Genomic DNA, 17,134 nt, shown 5'->3' with positions numbered 1-17,134 from the left:
AGCTGTATCGACCATCCTTATCTACTATTAACGTTTGCCAAGTTCTTCAGCTAGTAATTTGTTTACCATACCTGGGTTTGCTTGACCTTTTGTTTGTTTCATAATTTGACCAACAAGGAAGCCTTTTGCACGGTCTTTCCCTGCTTTAAAGTCTTCGATTGATTGTTGGTTACCATCTAAGACAGCATTGATAATTGGTAGAAGTTGTGATGGATCGGATAATTGAATCAATCCTTCTTTCTCAACGACTTCCTTAGCATCGCCGCCTTTAGTTGCCAACAAACGGAATACTTTTTTCGCAATTTTCGAGCTGATTGTACCGTCAGCAATTAATTGAATCATTCCTGCTAAGTTAGCTGGTGTTAACTTAGTGTCGTGTAGTTCTAGTTTCTCACTGTTTAGGTAAGCAGAAACTTCACCCATCAACCAGTTCGATGCTTGTTTTGGATCTGCGCCTGCAGCAATTGTTCCTTCAAAGAAATCTGACATTTCTTTTGAAAGGGTCAATACCATTGCATCGTATTCAGGTAAGTCGTATTGATTGATGTAAACTTGACGACGTTCTTTCGGCATAATTGGTAATTCTGCACGAACTTCTTCAAGCCATTCTTGTGAAATTTCTAAAGCTGGTAGGTCTGGCTCTGGGAAGTAACGGTAGTCACTTGAACCTTCCTTAACACGCATTAATAATGTTTCACCTGTTGTTTCGTCAAAACGACGTGTTTCTTGTTGAATCACGCCACCTGCATTCAATACTTTAGCTTGACGTTTTTCTTCGTAAATCAAACCACGGCGAACAAAGTTAAATGAGTTTAGGTTCTTTAATTCAGCTTTTGTTCCGAACTCTTCTTGACCATATGGACGAAGAGAGATATTAGCGTCACAACGCATTGATCCTTCTTCCATCTTCACATCAGAAACGCCTGTGTACATAATAATTTCGCGCAATGCTTCCAAGAAAGCGTAAGCTTCTTCTGGTGAGCGAATATCTGCTTCAGTAACAATCTCAATCAAAGGTGTTCCTTGGCGGTTCAAGTCCACATAAGAATAACCATCTGATCCATGGGTATTTTTACCAGCATCTTCTTCTAAATGCACGCGGTTAATACGGATTTTCTTTTTCTTACCATCTACTTCAATTTCAACCCAGCCGTCGTAACCGATTGGTGTATCCATTTGAGTAATTTGGTAAGCTTTTGGATTATCTGCATAGAAATAGTTTTTACGGTCAAAGTAGTTATTTAGGTTAATGTCACAGTTCAAAGCTAAAGAAGCTTTCATTCCGTAACCAATGGCACCTTCATTAATAACTGGCAAGACCCCTGGGTAACCCCAGTCAATAACGTTTGTATTTGTATTTGGTTCTGCCCCAAAATGTGCTGGAGATGGGGAGAACATTTTTGATTCAGTTTTTAATTCCACATGGACTTCAAGTCCAATGACTGTTTCATAATTCATCTCAGTTTCCTCCTACAGGTTTGGGTGTTTTGTATGGTAGTCATTTGCTTGTTCTAGTGCAAATGCAGCTTGGTATAATTTTTCTTCTTCAAAATAGTTCCCAATCAATTGAATACCAATCGGCATGCCATTTTCTGCAAAACCACCCGGTACGGAAATCGCCGGAACACCAGCCAAGTTAACAGTAACAGTCAATAAATCTGACATATACATTTCAACTGGGTCTTTTTCGAATTTCTCTCCCAAGCCGTAAGCTGTTTTTGTTGTGGTTGGTCCTAGGATAAAGTCATAACCTTCAAAAATACGAGCAAAGTCGCGTTTAATTAAGGTACGAATTTGTCCTGCTTTCTTAAAGTGAGCATCATAGAAACCAGCACTCAATGAGAATGTTCCTAGCATGATACGACGTTTTACTTCCATACCAAAGCCTTCTGAACGGCTGTTAACATACATATCTTCAAGCGTACTTGAGTTTTCAGAACGGTAACCATAACGAACACCGTCAAAACGTTGCAAGTTTGATGATGCTTCTGAAGACGCAATAATGTAGTAAGCAGGAATACCGTATGATAGTGTCGGAAGTGACACTTCTTCAACGATTGCGCCCATTTCTTCATATTGGCGAGCAGCTTTTTTAACGGCTTCTTGAATCTCTTCAGATACACCATTTTGGAAGTATTCTTTTGGTAGAGCAATCTTCATACCCGCTACTTTACCATTTAAGTTAGCGCTGAATTTTGGAACCTCTAGTTTAACACTTGTTGAATCTCGTTTGTCATAACCACTAATTGCTTCAAGCATAATCGCATTATCAGTGACATTACGAGTCAATGGTCCAATTTGGTCTAAACTTGATGCAAAAGCAATCAAACCATAGCGTGATACACGACCATAAGTTGGTTTCATCCCAACAAGACCATTGAAGGCTGCTGGTTGGCGGATTGATCCACCTGTATCCGTTCCAAGAGATGCTAATACTTCTCCTGATGCAACAGCTGCAGCTGATCCACCTGAAGAACCACCAGGAACTTTTGTTAGATCCCATGGGTTTTTAGTCTTTTTAAAGTAAGATGTTTCGGTTGATCCGCCCATTGCGAATTCATCCATGTTCAATTTACCAACGTTAACAGCTCCTGCTGCTTTCAATTGAGACACAACGTTTGCGTCATAAATCGGAACAAAGTCCTCTAACATACGACTTGCTGCTGTTGTTGTTAAGCCATCAGTCACGATGTTATCTTTAATCGCCAAGGGAATTCCGTTTAAAATATTTTCTGCTGTATAGCCTTTTTCATCAGCTGCTACTGCTTGTTTTAATGCTTCCTCTTCATTTAAAGCAAGGAATGCATCCACTTTAGGATCAGTTTCAGCAATGCGTTTAAACGCTGCTTTTGTTAATTCAACTGACGTATATTCTTTGTTAACTAGTCCTTCATGTAGGCTGCTAATTGTTTGATCGAAGATACTCATGCGCCTTCCTCCTCACCGTCAATCATAGCTGGTACTTGAATCATGCCATCTTCTGCGGTTTTTACATTTTTAAATAATAGGTCACGATCGGTACCTTTTTCAGCAATATCTTTACGCAATACGTTCTTCAATTCAAAACCATGCGTTGTGACAGGAATATCAGTTGTATCAACTTCATCTAATTGTTCAACCATATCAATAATATCACTTAGTCCTTTAGTGAAGGCTTCAATCTCATCACTACGAAATTCTAACTTTGATAATTTCGCTACATGGCGTACTTCTTCTTCAGTAATTGCCATTGTTTTCCCCTCTTTCGTTCATCAATTCTTATGATTGCTACTCTGCTCTATTCTAGCACAAAAGTAGCCCTCTTCCTCTTTAATGTTCACTTTTCTATTCAAAAATATGGAAATTAAAGGTCTGACTGCCTTGGTTTCGTGATAAAAAGGCTTCTATACCATCAATAGACTGAATTTTAATTTGAATCGCAGCTTGTTGTGGCAAATATTGAGTGGCTGCGTCAGTCACCTGTTGGGTAAAAGCAATCATTTCCGTTACGCCATAAAATTGGGTCATAATATTAATTTCCAAGCTTTGTAACTGGCTATTTGAATAACGACCGACACCCGTTACCCCACTTAAATTAGGGAAAAATTCTTGGATTTCGTTTTTAAAGTTAGCAAAGTGTGATGCATCTTCAGATTCGACAGAATTGGGAAACAGCACTTTTTTATCATTGCGCTCTACCCATTCTTCTATCTTGTTACCACTTGATGACAAGCCTTCGTGCGTATACAGGCCACCTGCTAAACTATCTTGCTCTGATTGAACAAAGATCCCAACGACAATTGGAATATCGCCTAGTCCTTCTACAGAGCGTAAACGAGACACAATCTCATTGCCGTATTTTTTAGCATTTTCAATAACTGTTTCTTGGTTTAATTCTTGTTCATAGTTATTGATCAACTCTTGTTCATTTTTAACGCTATAGTAATCCGTGGCATTCATCGCTAAACCAATCGCAATCCCACCTAACTCAAAGCCCTTTTCGGTTTGAATCATATAGTTTTGTTCAAGGATTTGAGACAAATAAATAGGAATACGTTTGTCGGGATCAGTTTCGCCGTTTCCTTCTGGGTTCAGCCCATTGGGATTATCTTCTGATTTTCTTCCCAACCACTCAGTTGCTGTATCTGCCGTAATAATTTGACCTTCTTGGAAAAAATACTCATTCGTTGAAAACACATTTTTTGAAATGTCTAATAACTCTGACTCAAAGTCTTTCATATTAATACTTGAATTTAAATTGAGGCTGACACCACGGTTTTGGCTAGTCTGATACTTACCATCAACAATTAAAGCTCGATAATAATCATTGGACAATTGGTTAGACGTGGTTTCTGCAGGTACAGTATCGGGGGCTTTTTGACTGATTGGTTCTGATTCACTTAACTGCGTACAGGCTGTTAAGCTGACTAAGGTTATTCCTAATAGGGCTATTCGCCAGGTTTTTCTATTCATTTTCACTTGTTTCACTTCTTTCTAAGTGCTGTAGCATCTCTTCTTCCGTCCAAACGGCAACATCAAGTGACTGGGCCTTGGTTAATTTGCTACCTGCATCTTCTCCAGCAACCAATATGTCTGTTTTCTTTGAAACACTACCGGTTACCTTTCCGCCTAAGCTTTCAATCATCTCTGTGGCTTCCTGACGGTTATAACGTGTCAACTTACCGGTTAGAACGACAGTCTTGCCTGCCCAAACCGATGCTTCTTCACTAATAGTCGCTGTAGGTCGTCTGCCTTTAAAGGTCAAGTTAACACCATTACTGCGGAAGGACTCAATCAAGTCATGCACTTCCTCTAGGCTAAAGAAAGCAACCACGCTCTCGGCGATAATATCACCAAAGCCTTCAATAGCTGCTATCTCTTCCTTAGTAGCAGTCATGAGGTTATCGATACTGTCAAAGGCTTCCGCCAGCATACGAGCTGCTTTTGAACCAACATTACGAATACCTAAACCAAAAATTAATCGCTCCACTGAATTACTCTTACTTTCAGCAATAGCCGTTAAAATATTAGTCGCTGATTTTTCTTTTACTTTATCTAAGGTAAGCAATTGTTCCATAGTCAATGTATAGAGGTCTGCCAAGTCTTTAACGAGTCCTTTTTCATACATTTGGCTCACAACTCTCACACCTAATCCGCTAATGTCCATCGCATTACGGGAGACAAAATGAGACAATCCTTCCTTCATCTGAGCAGGACATTTAGGATTCAAGCAGCGTAATGCTACTTCTTCCTCCAAATGAGCTAGCTGACTGTCACAATCTGGACAGCGCTCAGGAATCGGATAAGGGACGCTATCTTCTGGTCGTTTATCTAAAACAACATGTAAAATTTCAGGAATAATATCGCCAGCCTTATGAATCACAACCGTGTCACCTAAGCGGACATCCTTCTCTTTTAATAAATCCACATTATGTAAGCTCGCTCGTTGCACGGTTGAACCTGCGATAAACACAGGGTCCATCACAGCAGTTGGTGTGACAACGCCTGTACGGCCAACTGTCCACTCAATGTCACGAAGCAGCGTTTCTTTTTCTTCAGCTGGAAATTTATAAGCAATTGCCCAGCGTGGTGCTTTTACGGTATAGCCAATTTCTTCTTGAGCAGTAAACTGGTCCACTTTAATCACGATGCCGTCAATATCATAAGACAAGTCTAGTCGCTTGGTCGTCATCTCTTCGATAAAAGTCCAAACATCTTCCATTGATTCGTAGACTTGGTGCTGTGGATTCGTTCGTAATCCCAGTTCAGCTAACTCTTTTAGCAGATGAGATTGCGACTCAACAGCTAATTCAGCAAAATCTGCCGCTCCATATAGGAAGATACTTAAGTTACGCCTGGCCGTCACACGAGAATCCAATTGACGCAGCGAACCTGCTGCAGCATTTCTTGGATTGGCAAAAATATCTTGTCCTTTTTCATCGCGTTCTTCATTTAACTTAGCGAATGACGCTTTGGGCATATAACATTCGCCCCTTACTTCAAAGGAGTAAGGCTTGTTAAGGCGTAAGGGAATGGCTTTGACGGTACGCAAGTTTTGCGTAATATCTTCACCAATAACGCCATCTCCTCTAGTTGCTCCTCTTTCAAAAACACCATTTTCATAACGAAGCGAAACCGCTAAGCCGTCAATTTTCAATTCACAAATGTAGCGAATCGGTTGATCGGTTAGCTTCTTCACCCGTTGGTCAAAAGCCAGTAAGTCTTCTTTATTAAAGGCATTACCAAGACTCAACATCGGCACATCATGACTAACTTTCTCAAATCCGGGTAAAATCTGCCCACCAACGCGCTGGGTTGGGGATTCCTTAGTGATCAGTTCTGGATAATCGGTTTCGATAGCAACTAATTCATGGTAAAGCTTGTCATATTCAGCATCAGAAATAAGTGGTTGATCCAGAACATAATAGGCATGACTGTATGTTTGTAAGCTTTGACGTAATTCTGCTACGCGTTTTTCAGCTTCTATTAAAGTTAATTTTTTCATTTTGATTTGCAAAGAGAATCCACAGCTTGTTAACAAACTGGCAGATTGTCTTTTCCCTCCTAATCTCTTTAGACTTTTTCTATCGGTGCAAAGGATGCTAATAATCGTTTAATTCCGACGCCTTGGAAAGCAATATCCAATTGAAGGCCATCTCCTTCGCCAGTTGTTTGAACAACGACACCGGTTCCCCATTTTTTATGACTTGCTTTGTCACCCACACGCCAAGCTAACTTGTCAGCACCGCTGTTTCCTGTCTGGTTGACTTGTTGAACGGGCTTGGCAGGTGTTTTTGGAGCAGGTTGAGCTTCACTAAAGGCACGGTCGTAGCGATCATTTTGCCAGCGTTGACGGTAAGTCGTCGCTGGTTGTTGACTACTAAATGAGGCGCTCCTCACTTGACTAGCATACTCTAAAGAGTCATCACCAATCTCTTCAATAAAACGCGATGGTGGATTGTTTTGAGTCCGTCCATATAAGAGACGGCTGTAAGCATTGGTTAAATATAATTTTTCTTCTGCACGTGTAATCCCAACATAGGCTAAACGACGTTCTTCCTCCATATCAGACTCTTCCATTAATGAACGGAAGGATGGGAAAATCCCTTCCTCAACGCCAATGACAAAGACAACCGGGAATTCCAGTCCTTTAGCTGCATGCAAGGTCATTAAGGTCACTTCTTCTTGCGGTACTTCTTCAACTTGATCTAAATCAGATACAAGAGCCAAGTCCGTTAAGAAAGTTGTTAAATCAGCGTCTTCTTGCATTTTTTCAAATTCTTGTGTCACAGAGAGGAACTCGTTAATATTATCGATTCGTGCTTCAGATTCTAGCGTATTCTCTTCTTTTAGACGTTCAATATAGGCCGTTTGTTTTAACAGTTCTTCAACAATTTGTGTAACCGTTAAAAATTCAGCTTGTTTTTGTAATTGCACCATCATTTGAGCGAATTTAGCGGTCTCTTTAGCTGCTTTACCTGTTAAAGGTGACAAAGGAACATTTTGGGCTGCTTCTAGGTAAGAGTAATTGTAAACATTAGCAAACTGATACAACTTCTCCAAACTCGCTGCACCAATTCCACGTTTAGGCACATTAATAATGCGGTTAAAGCTCAAATCATCAGCTGGGTTGGCAATCAAACGAAGATAGGCCATCACATCTTTAATCTCTTTACGGTCGTAGAACTTATGTCCGCCAACCATTTTATAAGGAATATTTGATTTAACCAGTGTATCTTCAATAACACGAGACTGGGCATTGGTCCGGTAGAGAATAGCAAAATCACCATATTGACGTTTCTGCTCTCGAACAGCGTCTAACATGGTTGAGACAATAAAGCGCGCTTCATCATGCTCTGATTGGGCACGGTAATAATGGATTAATTCTCCGTCATCATTATCTGTCCATAGCATCTTATCTCGGCGGTTACTGTTATTTTTAATGACATTATTTGCCGCTTGAAGAATACTTTTTGTTGAGCGATAGTTTTGCTCTAACAAAACAACTTTGGCATTAGGATAGTCTTTTTCAAAGTTTAAAATATTCGACATATCAGCCCCACGCCAACCATAAATACTCTGATCAGCATCCCCAACCACACAAATATTATGTAGTTTTTTAGCAATTAAATTAACTAAACGGTATTGAGCATAGTTGGTATCTTGATACTCATCAACGTGAATATATTGGAATTTATGTTGGTAATAAGCCAATGTCTCAGCATCTTTTTCAAAGAGTTTCACCACTAACATAATTAAATCATCAAAGTCCATAGACTGTGCATTTTCTAAAGCACGTTGATAGGCTTGATAACACTCTGCTGCAATATTATCAAAGTAGTTGCCAGCTGCCATATTAGCATATTCTTCGGGTGTCAGTAGTTCGTTTTTTGCGGTTGAAATTTTACCTAAAATTGCGCGCGCTTCAAACTTTTTAGGATCGAGATTTTTGTCTTTTATAATTCGTTTCATAAGACTTTCAGTTTCACTTTGATCACAAATCGTAAAGTTTTTACTGTAGCCAATTTTTTCAGCTTCGCGACGAAGAATGCGGACACACATGGAGTGAAAGGTTGAGACCCACATGTCATTGCCTGCAGTGCCGACTAAACGGATAACCCGTTCTTTCATCTCATTAGCGGCCTTATTAGTAAAGGTTATTGCTAAAATATTCCAGGGGTTTACCAATTTTTCTTGTAGTAAATATGCCATTCGGTGAGTCAAAACGCGAGTTTTACCACTTCCTGCCCCTGCCATAATGAGTAATGGCCCTTCTGTAGCCACTACAGCTTCTTTTTGTCTAGGATTCATCCCATTCAATAGTTTCTGTTCTTGCACGACGGCCATCCTTTCTGTTGATACAAGCTTTTTTCTAGTTGTATGCATCATGCTTTAGTCTATCATTTTACAACTTTATGGGCAACGAAACGACTAAATTTTTATTAAGCTTTAAAGGGCAATAGTGGGCCTAAAAACAAAAAAAACTCCAGCTAGAAACTAGCTGGAGCCATTCATGGTTATTGTGGGAAACCAATGAAGGGTTTGGGTACATTTAATATACCCCACCTTCATTGATTAACCGTTAAAAGAATGTAAAGTATTTGTAAAGTTTACTCCCATTCCCATTTTCGGTCGAAATCTTCAATATGGTCTACTTGAGCAACCACATAACCGATTGCTTTGTTGGCTTTTTCGTTATCACTCGGATAAAAGGTTACCTTCCACTCTGGATGAAGCGGAAAATGCTCTTTAAATACATCCAACTGTTCGCGGTAAAGATAGCGAATAGTAACAGCGCGTTGTGGTGTTAATTCTGGCAGCGGTAAATGGCAGACTAAGCGAATTAAGGCTTCATATTGAGAAAACGCACAACTTTCACTTAGAAAATGGTTGGCTTCTTGAGGATTAACACCTACTCGTTTGACATAAAGCATTCCCGAAGGCGTCATAAACAATTCGATAGTCACTAAGCCAACTAATGCCATCCCACCTGCGACAGCGTGTGCCATCATTTGAACAGCCTGATTAACATCATTCGATACTCTAGCCGGCGCATGTACAGCCAGCAACTTGCCATCGCCAACAACCTTTTCTACTAAAGGAAATAAACTAACCTGACCATCCGCATCCACAGCTGCTGTCATCGTTAACTCCTTATCAAAGGCAACCCAAGACTCTAACAGCAAGCTTCCGGTTTTTAGCATTCGTTCAGCATGATAAAAGTCTTCTTCACTATATAAAACCATATTCGGTATTTGATTAGCTTCGACCCGAATGGCTTTTAAAACGCAAGGAAAGCCAATTGATTTTACAGCTTCCTGCAAGTCCTCTAAGCTAGTAATCGTTGCATAAGGCGTCACATTGATATTTAAGGATTCTAAAAATACTTTTTCAATCAAACGGTCCTGTGTAATTGATAGCATGTCTGATAATTGGGGCATAGGTAAATAACCTTTAACACTAGCTAATGGTTCGGTATCAACTTGATCTGATTCAAATACTAACACATCAGACTGATTGGCTAGGTCAATCAATTTCTCCGTTTCCATTAAGCTGCCTGCCATCACTTGGTCTGCCAACTTAGCAACCTGCTGGTCAGGTTTATCTGTTAAAAGGATAGAATGATAGCCCATTCGCTTTGCTTCTAGAAGTAAAGAATAGGCAGTCATCCCACTACCGATTATGCCAATTCTTTGTCCTGGTAATCGTGTTTTTGCCATTTTATCACCTCAATTGCCTGTCATCATTTACAACTTAATCATATTTATAGAGTTCATGTTCTTCAATCACTTGAATCAGTTTTTGGGGGTAGTCTGGGTCTGTTGCATAGCCCGCTTCGCGAAGGGCATGGGCGGCTTCTTCATAGCTATTCGCTTCAATGACACCGTGGTAGAGTTCATGATTCCAACTTGTCCCATTTACCATCAATACAGCATGATCTTCAATCGAAGCCGCCAGATTTTCATAGACTTTAAAATTAGCGGTAATCGTTAACCACTCACCATCGTAAAATTCTAGTGTTTCCAGTGCGACAACGGAATCATTCTCGCCACCTTTTACACCATAGAGATTATTATAATGAGCAGCTAAATCACTGGAACCCCAATCCGATTCTAGTATAGCTTGAGCAATACTCAAACTAGCGCGAACACCGTAGCGATCTTGCATAGCTTGGGCAATGGGGGCAATTGTTTCAATAAAGCCGCCATCATTGCTCGTTTTCTCAATCTGGCGTTGACTACTAAAAGCAGAAAATTGCGTAGCTAAAGCATGGCCAGCCATATAAATGATTAACACACCAAAAAGAAACTGCACTATTTTTTTCTTTAATGCTTGAATCTCTTTTTTGCTTCTTCTCTTTATCTTTTTTTTGGCCATTACTTCCTCCTGGCTTTTTTACACACGTGATGCTTATTCTAATTCGGAGATTTGCTGCTGAATAGCGTCATTCTCTTTCAAAATCTCAATGTATTCTTCTAAAGTTAACTCATTTTCTTTTATATACAAGGCATTTTCAACACCAACATAGCGGAAGTGCCAAGGCTCATAAGCAATAAAGGTAATCGCTTCTTTGCCTTTAGGGTAACGTAAAATAAAGCCATAGTGGGCTGCATTTTCTGCTAGCCATTGTCCCTCAGCTGTTTCCTCAAATGCCTCTACTAAACCGTCTCCTGTGCTAGCGAGCGTAGGCTCTGTAATATCAACTGCCAAACCAGTCGAATGCTCACTGGCATGCGGCAAGGCAATATAGGCTTCTGTTCTGCTTATCGCTTCTTCACTTGAATAGCCTTGGTTAATATAAGTTTGATAGACAGAATCATAGTTGCTTTGTTGGCTTTCAATCGAGCGGTAACCGGATATTAATATAAATTCCATACCTGCCGCTCGCCCGTCAGCCACCATTTGTTCATAGGCATCTGCAATTCTAGCATCAATGGGTTTGCCTTCATAGGTGATATATTGGTCAAAGACCGGATTATCGCTTAGTTGGTTTTCCCGATTAACGAGCATTAAATTCCAATCATCGACATTAGCATCTGGTGTGGGGACAAGTTGTTGCTCGAGTTGTTCCTTCTCAGTTAGTGTGCTGTCGATTGACTCATGACTCGTTTCTTCTTCAACCACTTCGGATTGTTGACTATTATTTATAACGGTTTCTTGATTAGGTGTTGTCTTATTCTGGCAGGAATGCAATACGGTAATTCCTAATAGTAAAACAATCAGTATCGTAAATATATAATTTCTGTTTCGATTTCTTTTTCGATTTTTACGTCGATGCTTTCCAGCCATTTTTAAATCCCTCTTCTATTTCTTGACTCGCTACGGTTGCAATGTGTGGATACTATCAGGGTCATTATCTTCAAACCACTCTAGTAAGTCCACTTTCTTTGTTTCAATTTGTTGACGAATAACACTTGGAAGTCTGAGGTCAATAATGTCCTTATAACTCCAAAAATCATAGTTTGTTTCTAATCGTAAAGATGTGACTGACGGCTTACGAATCGGTTGATCCGTATTAGTCTCTTCAACATTTTTCCATTTTACAGCAGCTATACCAGTCGTCAACCATTTTTTAGCAATCTGGTACTTTAAGAATTGATATTCTCTTACCGGATCATCCGCTACTTCTGGTAGTATCTCTGCGTTACGTGATACCTTTTGGACTAACATCCACTCATAATCAGAAAATAGTTTCGCTACAATCTGCATATTATCAGGTTTCAGTCCATGTTCTCCTTTTTTCCAACGATCCCAACTTTGTGATGAGATCCCTAGTTGTCCAGAATAAAAAGCTTTTTCACTCACATACTGTTCTTTAATAGCATGTAGAACGATCGTAACCAATGCTTGATTCAATCAAAACGCCTCCTCAAACTATAGATATGTCACTATTATAACACCCATTGCGTGCATCCTACAGCTTATAGCCTCATTCTTACAAAAAAATTTAAGAGCGACTTATCTGAGTTTCACTTTAAACAAACCACCTGATAAGGGCTCGCCGTCTTTCTTGGCCGTGGTAATATAAAGGTCGTTTAAGTGTTCGCCACCTAGGCAACATAAAGGCTTGCTCCGTTTTCAACCGTTTGATTATAGCCCATGCTACCGATTAGAAATCGCCCCTTTGGATCAAGCTTACCATCGTTATAGCGTAAACGTTCATCCTGATTAGGCTGGCATAAAAAGGTTCGTTCACTTGTCTCTTTATTAATTTTAAAGATACCCTCTTTTTCAGCAGATAATAACTCATGTTCTCCGTAGAGAACAGCTGCGCCAACTGGCCCCGAAGTGAGGTATGTTCTAATTTCTTTTGTCTGTTCGTTCATAACATAAATCACGTGATCCGTTATGGATACAAAATAAAGCAGTTGATTCTGACTATCCCATACTGGACCTTCCAACAAGCCGTTTTGTGCAAAATAAACAAGTTCTGGTTCAAACGTCTGATACATCTTCGTCATTCCTCTCTTTTTGCCTATCTCTACTATACTGATATTATCCCACATATCAAATGAAGGCCCTTACATTCCAAATTAGAAAACAGCAGTCTGGAATAAGTCCCAAACTGCTGTTTTTAGTATTAAGCGATTGTCGCTTCTTTATACATAATAGATCCAATTTCATAGCCTTTAGCTTCTAGGCTCGTTTGAATAGCCGTTACATCATCGCTTTCCACTTGAATCACGACTTGAATTTTATCGGTTTTGCGGTAAACAGCAACTTGTTGGATGCTGATACCTGCTTCATAAAAAACATTGGTCACTTCTTCAAGGACACCCTTGCGGTCTTCAGCAATATTAATAACCACTCTCACGCCCGGTGTGTAAAATCCTAATACATCAATAAAGGCCTCAAAGATATCTTTTTCGGTAATGATCCCAACAAGTTGGTCACTGCCTTCAACAACTGGTAACACACCGATATTGTTTTGGCGCATCTTCAAAGCCGCTTCTTCGAGTAAAGCTTCTTTATTAATGGTAATGATTTTCTTTTCCATAATGTCAGCTACACTAGTCTTATTAAGTAAGTAGTTGACTTCATGCATATCTAAACTGGTCATCGTTGACGGTGTATTACGACCGATGACACCTTCTGTAATTAAACCGATTAAACGATTATCTTCCACAACGGGTAGGCGGTGAATCTTGTTTTCTTTCATTAAATCTAAAGCGTCTAAAATCTTAGTGTTTGGAGCAATTGTAACTAACTCTTTTGACATATAACTATTGACATCCATTCATTACCCTCCTAGATATGCTTTTTGAACCTCATCGCTCTTCAACAAGTTTTCTCCTGTATCCGACAAGACCACTTTGCCTGTTTCAAGCACGTATCCGCGGCTCGCAATTTCCAAAGCCACTTTGGCATTTTGCTCAATTAGTAAAATAGTTGTTCCTTGCTTTTGAATATCTTGAATAATTCGAAAGATTTCTTTAATAAAGATTGGCGCTAGTCCCATTGAGGGCTCATCGAGTAACAACAATTTAGGTTGAGACATTAAGGCACGTCCCATCGCTAACATTTGTTGCTCGCCACCTGATAGGGTTGACGCATCCTGATTACGACGTTCTGCTAAAATAGGGAAACGTTCAAAAATTTTATCTAAATCTTCTTTTAAACCATCTTTTCCTTTTCGTGTAAAGGCACCTAAATCTAAGTTTTCTTGGACCGTTAGCCCTTTGAAAACATGACGGCCTTCTGGTACTTGGATGAGACGTCGTTCTACAATTTTACGAGCAGGTGTTTTGGTAATGTCTTGTCCTAAATATTCAATGCTACCAGCTGTTGGACGAACTAGCCCAGACAGAGTACGTAGAATGGTTGATTTCCCAGCACCGTTTGCACCGATTAGTGTGACAATTTCTCCTTCATTCACTTCGAAAGAGACATCTTTAACAGCTTGAATCATGCCATATTGGACGGACAGATTATTTACTTTCAGCATTGCTAGTCTCCTCCCAAGTAAGCTTTAATAACTGCAGGATTTTTCTGAATATCTTCAGGGGTTCCTTCTGCAATTAAACGGCCGTATTCCAAACAGTAGATGCGTTCGCATACCGTCATAACAAGCGACATATCGTGTTCAATTAAAACAACCGTAATTTTGAACTGTTGTTGAATTTGACGAATGAGGTCTGTTAATTCAGCTGTTTCTTGCGGGTTCATCCCTGCAGCAGGCTCATCTAAAAATAAAATTTTCGGTTGTGTTGCTAGCGCTCTAACAATTTCTAAACGACGTTGTTCACCATATGGCAAGTTGCGGGCTAATGTATCTGTTTTTCCGTCTAAACGAAAAATCTTTAATAGCTCTAATGCTTCTGCTTTCATGGCTTCTTCATTTTGATAAAATTTTGGTGTTCGGAAAATACTATGTAAGCTACCCACACCTTTTTTACTATGGAAAGCAATTAAAACATTATCCATGACACTCAAATCTTTAAACAGACGAATATTTTGAAACGTTCTTGCTAGCCCTAAGTCAGTAATTTTAAACGGTTTTTTACCATTTAATTTTATTTTTTGGCCATCATTCTCTAGGATGATATCCCCTTCTGATGGCACATAAACACCAGTCAATAAGTTAAAGAAAGTCGTTTTCCCAGCACCGTTAGGCCCAATCAAACCAACTAATTCATTTTCCTCTAATCGAAAATCGACGTTAGACAAGGCAGCAAGACCGCCAAAGTTTTTGGTTAAATCTGTTACTTCTAGTAAACTCATTGTCCTGCCTCCTTATCTGTTTTTGGCTGGCGTTTTTTACGATCAAGCAAAGCTGAAATAGTAAACTCTTTGTTGCCCAATAACCCACCTGGACGGAAAACCATAATCGCAATTAAAGCTAGCGCATAAATAATCATCCGCATCTCTCCAAAGGATTGCAACGATGTATTCAAAATACCAAGTACAACAGCCGCCACAAATGTGCCTGTTACGCTACCGATACCGCCAAATACAACAATGATTAAAATATCAACTGAACGTTGGAATGTAAAATCACTTGGGTTGATTACACTAAAGAATGTCCCATATAACGAACCTGCTATAGACGCCGTTGCAGCCCCAATCATAAAAGCAATTACTTTATACAGAGTCGTATTAACTCCCATTGATTCTGCTGCAATTTCATCTTCTCGAATAGAAATGGTCGCACGACCTGGACTACTCTTAATATAGTTAACTGTTACGATAGTCGATAAAACGACCATGATAAAAGCAACCATAATAAAGGATGTATTCGAATCAAATGGAAAGGCAATACCAGTAATCCCACGTGCACCATTAGTAATATCCGGAATATTAATAATAATAATTCGGATAATTTCAGCCACCCCTAAAGTGGCAATAGCCAAATAGTCACCCTTTAAACGCAAGGTTGGAATACCGACAATCAAAGCCACTAACATAGCTAGAACCGCGCCCACTACTAAACCAAGTAGGAAACCGCCAATACCGTCTACCTTATCGCCAACAATGGCACCGCTATAAGCACCAATGGCCATAAAACCAGCGTGTCCGAGTGAGAACTGTCCAGAAAAACCGATAACCAAGTTCAAACCAACCGCTAAAATAATGTTAATCATAATCGAAACTAAAGTGATTTGGTGAAAGGCAGAAATAGTTCGTGTGCTAACACCTATATACAATGCTACCGCTGCAACAACAGTGAGGATAAGCCAACCCAGATTGTATTTATTAAATTGTTTCATCTGACTCACCTACACTTTCTCTTTTGTATTCTTGCCGAAGATACCAGATGGCTTCACAATAAGGATAATAATCAAGATGAGGTAAACAACTGCATCTTTATACATTGACCCACCGTAAGCACTAACCATTGTTTCAATGACACCAATTAAGTAGCCACCAACCATGGCACCCGGTACAATACCGATACCGCCAAACACAGCTGCTACGAAGGCTTTCAAACCGGGTGTCACACCCATAAGTGGATTAATTGAATTATAGTAAATACCAACTAATACTCCTGCTGCACCTGCTAAGGCAGATCCTAAAATAAAGGTAAAGGAAATGACATTATCCACATTAATCCCCATTAATTGGGCAGCATCCATATCGGTACTAACCGCACGCATGGCTTTACCCATTTTGGTGTATTTAATAATGACTTGTAAAGCAATCATCAAGAAAATAGTTGTTAAAATAATGGTAATTTGTTGGCTATTAATAGCGATGTTACCAAATTTAAAAATGTGATTTTCTAAAGCAGATGGGAAGGCTCTTCTCCCTGCTCCCATAAAGTAAATCATCAAGTTCTGTAATAAATAAGAAACCCCGATTGCGGTAATTAAAGTCGCAATTCGCGTTGCTCCTCTTAGTGGTTTGTAAGCCACCTTCTCAATCAAAACACCTAGAATCGCACAAAATAACATGGATAGAATAAGCGCTGGTACAAGACTAAGCCCAACATTACTAATTAAGCTATAACCAACATAAGCACCGACCATGTAAATATCACCGTGTGCAAAGTTAATCAATTTAATAATACCGTACACCATGGTGTATCCAAGTGCGATTAGCGCGTAGATGCTTCCCAGTGAGACTCCGTTTATCATCTGCTGGATAAAGCTCTCCATAATGACACCTCTTTTTTTCTTTTTAATGATACTTTCCGCAGAAAAGGAGGCTGAGACAG

The 17,134-nt window shown here is 39.6% G+C and carries 16 protein-coding genes; all 16 read right to left on the bottom strand.

The genetic code is table 11. The features are described from left to right. Positions 1–27 precede the first annotated feature (27 nt). The 16 genes from gatB to G7057_RS07265 all read right to left on the bottom strand — a co-directional run bounded on the left by gatB (position 28) and on the right by G7057_RS07265 (position 17,075). Positions 28–1,458, bottom strand: a complete 1,431-nt coding sequence (gene gatB, locus G7057_RS07340; RefSeq protein ID WP_166162411.1) for an Asp-tRNA(Asn)/Glu-tRNA(Gln) amidotransferase subunit GatB — start codon at positions 1,456–1,458, stop codon at positions 28–30. 12 nt (positions 1,459–1,470) lie between these two features. Then, positions 1,471–2,928: an Asp-tRNA(Asn)/Glu-tRNA(Gln) amidotransferase subunit GatA gene (gene gatA / locus G7057_RS07335; RefSeq protein WP_166162409.1), complete on the bottom strand. Its 1,458-nt coding sequence runs from the start codon at positions 2,926–2,928 to the stop codon at positions 1,471–1,473. Next, positions 2,925–3,230 carry an Asp-tRNA(Asn)/Glu-tRNA(Gln) amidotransferase subunit GatC gene (gene gatC, locus G7057_RS07330; protein ID WP_076767287.1) on the bottom strand — a complete coding sequence of 102 codons (306 nt, stop codon included), beginning with the start codon at positions 3,228–3,230 and terminating at the stop codon, positions 2,925–2,927. The genes gatA and gatC overlap by 4 nt, the downstream gene beginning before the upstream one ends. A 94-nt stretch (positions 3,231–3,324) precedes the next feature. After that, on the bottom strand, positions 3,325–4,452 hold the full coding sequence (locus G7057_RS07325; protein WP_166164151.1) for a CamS family sex pheromone protein: 1,128 nt from the start codon (positions 4,450–4,452) through the stop codon (positions 3,325–3,327). Beyond that, entirely contained in the window at positions 4,445–6,490 is a 2,046-nt protein-coding gene (gene ligA, locus G7057_RS07320; protein WP_193566117.1) for an NAD-dependent DNA ligase LigA, read from the bottom strand. The genes G7057_RS07325 and ligA overlap by 8 nt, the downstream gene beginning before the upstream one ends. A 62-nt stretch (positions 6,491–6,552) precedes the next feature. Beyond that, positions 6,553–8,826: a DNA helicase PcrA gene (gene pcrA, locus G7057_RS07315; protein ID WP_166164147.1), complete on the bottom strand. Its 2,274-nt coding sequence runs from the start codon at positions 8,824–8,826 to the stop codon at positions 6,553–6,555. Positions 8,827–9,089: 263 nt separating this feature from the next. After that, positions 9,090–10,199, bottom strand: coding sequence for an ATP-grasp domain-containing protein (locus G7057_RS07310; RefSeq protein ID WP_166162407.1), 1,110 nt, complete (start codon positions 10,197–10,199; stop codon positions 9,090–9,092). Positions 10,200–10,233: 34 nt separating this feature from the next. After that, positions 10,234–10,857: a glycoside hydrolase family 73 protein gene (locus G7057_RS07305; protein ID WP_166162405.1), complete on the bottom strand. Its 624-nt coding sequence runs from the start codon at positions 10,855–10,857 to the stop codon at positions 10,234–10,236. Positions 10,858–10,890: 33 nt separating this feature from the next. Continuing rightward, the gene (locus G7057_RS07300) at positions 10,891–11,769 is read right to left on the bottom strand and encodes a M15 family metallopeptidase (protein ID WP_166162403.1); all 879 of its coding nucleotides are present in this window, start codon (positions 11,767–11,769) and stop codon (positions 10,891–10,893) included. A gap of 30 nt (positions 11,770–11,799) precedes the next feature. Then, on the bottom strand, positions 11,800–12,336 hold the full coding sequence (locus G7057_RS07295) for a hypothetical protein (RefSeq protein ID WP_166162401.1): 537 nt from the start codon (positions 12,334–12,336) through the stop codon (positions 11,800–11,802). Positions 12,337–12,530: 194 nt separating this feature from the next. Next, entirely contained in the window at positions 12,531–12,932 is a 402-nt protein-coding gene (locus G7057_RS07290) for an SMP-30/gluconolactonase/LRE family protein (protein WP_166162399.1), read from the bottom strand. Positions 12,933–13,060: 128 nt separating this feature from the next. Further along, positions 13,061–13,717: a CBS and ACT domain-containing protein gene (locus G7057_RS07285; RefSeq protein WP_166162397.1), complete on the bottom strand. Its 657-nt coding sequence runs from the start codon at positions 13,715–13,717 to the stop codon at positions 13,061–13,063. A 3-nt stretch (positions 13,718–13,720) separates the two neighbouring features. Next, a complete protein-coding gene (locus G7057_RS07280; protein WP_166162395.1) occupies positions 13,721–14,425 on the bottom strand; it encodes an ABC transporter ATP-binding protein in 705 nt (234 codons plus the stop codon). A gap of 2 nt (positions 14,426–14,427) precedes the next feature. Beyond that, a complete protein-coding gene (locus G7057_RS07275; protein ID WP_166162393.1) occupies positions 14,428–15,201 on the bottom strand; it encodes an ABC transporter ATP-binding protein in 774 nt (257 codons plus the stop codon). Continuing rightward, complete coding sequence (locus G7057_RS07270; RefSeq protein ID WP_166162391.1) at positions 15,198–16,187, bottom strand: branched-chain amino acid ABC transporter permease; 990 nt, start codon at positions 16,185–16,187, stop codon at positions 15,198–15,200. The genes G7057_RS07275 and G7057_RS07270 overlap by 4 nt, the downstream gene beginning before the upstream one ends. 9 nt (positions 16,188–16,196) lie before the next feature. Further along, a complete protein-coding gene (locus tag G7057_RS07265) occupies positions 16,197–17,075 on the bottom strand; it encodes a branched-chain amino acid ABC transporter permease (protein ID WP_076767309.1) in 879 nt (292 codons plus the stop codon). Positions 17,076–17,134 lie beyond the last annotated feature (59 nt).

This window comes from Jeotgalibaca arthritidis (assembly GCF_011100465.1).
GTDB lineage: Bacteria > Bacillota > Bacilli > Lactobacillales > Aerococcaceae > Jeotgalibaca > Jeotgalibaca arthritidis.
Note: the sequence above shows the minus strand (reverse complement) of the source record. Positions and strands in the feature narration are given on the sequence as shown.

What these genes read in the sequence shown, in the direction of transcription:
- G7057_RS07285 (WP_166162397.1), bottom strand. Translation starts at nt 13,717, where the DNA reads ATGGATGTCAATAGTTATATGTCAAAAGAGTTAGTTACAATTGCTCCA.
- G7057_RS07275 (WP_166162393.1), bottom strand. Translation starts at nt 15,201, where the DNA reads ATGAGTTTACTAGAAGTAACAGATTTAACCAAAAACTTTGGCGGTCTT.
- gatB (WP_166162411.1), bottom strand. Translation starts at nt 1,458, where the DNA reads ATGAATTATGAAACAGTCATTGGACTTGAAGTCCATGTGGAATTAAAA.
- G7057_RS07325 (WP_166164151.1), bottom strand. Translation starts at nt 4,452, where the DNA reads ATGAATAGAAAAACCTGGCGAATAGCCCTATTAGGAATAACCTTAGTC.
- G7057_RS07305 (WP_166162405.1), bottom strand. Translation starts at nt 10,857, where the DNA reads ATGGCCAAAAAAAAGATAAAGAGAAGAAGCAAAAAAGAGATTCAAGCA.
- G7057_RS07310 (WP_166162407.1), bottom strand. Translation starts at nt 10,199, where the DNA reads ATGGCAAAAACACGATTACCAGGACAAAGAATTGGCATAATCGGTAGT.
- gatC (WP_076767287.1), bottom strand. Translation starts at nt 3,230, where the DNA reads ATGGCAATTACTGAAGAAGAAGTACGCCATGTAGCGAAATTATCAAAG.
- gatA (WP_166162409.1), bottom strand. Translation starts at nt 2,928, where the DNA reads ATGAGTATCTTCGATCAAACAATTAGCAGCCTACATGAAGGACTAGTT.
- G7057_RS07265 (WP_076767309.1), bottom strand. Translation starts at nt 17,075, where the DNA reads ATGGAGAGCTTTATCCAGCAGATGATAAACGGAGTCTCACTGGGAAGC.
- G7057_RS07270 (WP_166162391.1), bottom strand. Translation starts at nt 16,187, where the DNA reads ATGAAACAATTTAATAAATACAATCTGGGTTGGCTTATCCTCACTGTT.
- G7057_RS07280 (WP_166162395.1), bottom strand. Translation starts at nt 14,425, where the DNA reads ATGCTGAAAGTAAATAATCTGTCCGTCCAATATGGCATGATTCAAGCT.
- pcrA (WP_166164147.1), bottom strand. Translation starts at nt 8,826, where the DNA reads ATGGCCGTCGTGCAAGAACAGAAACTATTGAATGGGATGAATCCTAGA.
- G7057_RS07290 (WP_166162399.1), bottom strand. Translation starts at nt 12,932, where the DNA reads ATGTATCAGACGTTTGAACCAGAACTTGTTTATTTTGCACAAAACGGC.
- G7057_RS07300 (WP_166162403.1), bottom strand. Translation starts at nt 11,769, where the DNA reads ATGGCTGGAAAGCATCGACGTAAAAATCGAAAAAGAAATCGAAACAGA.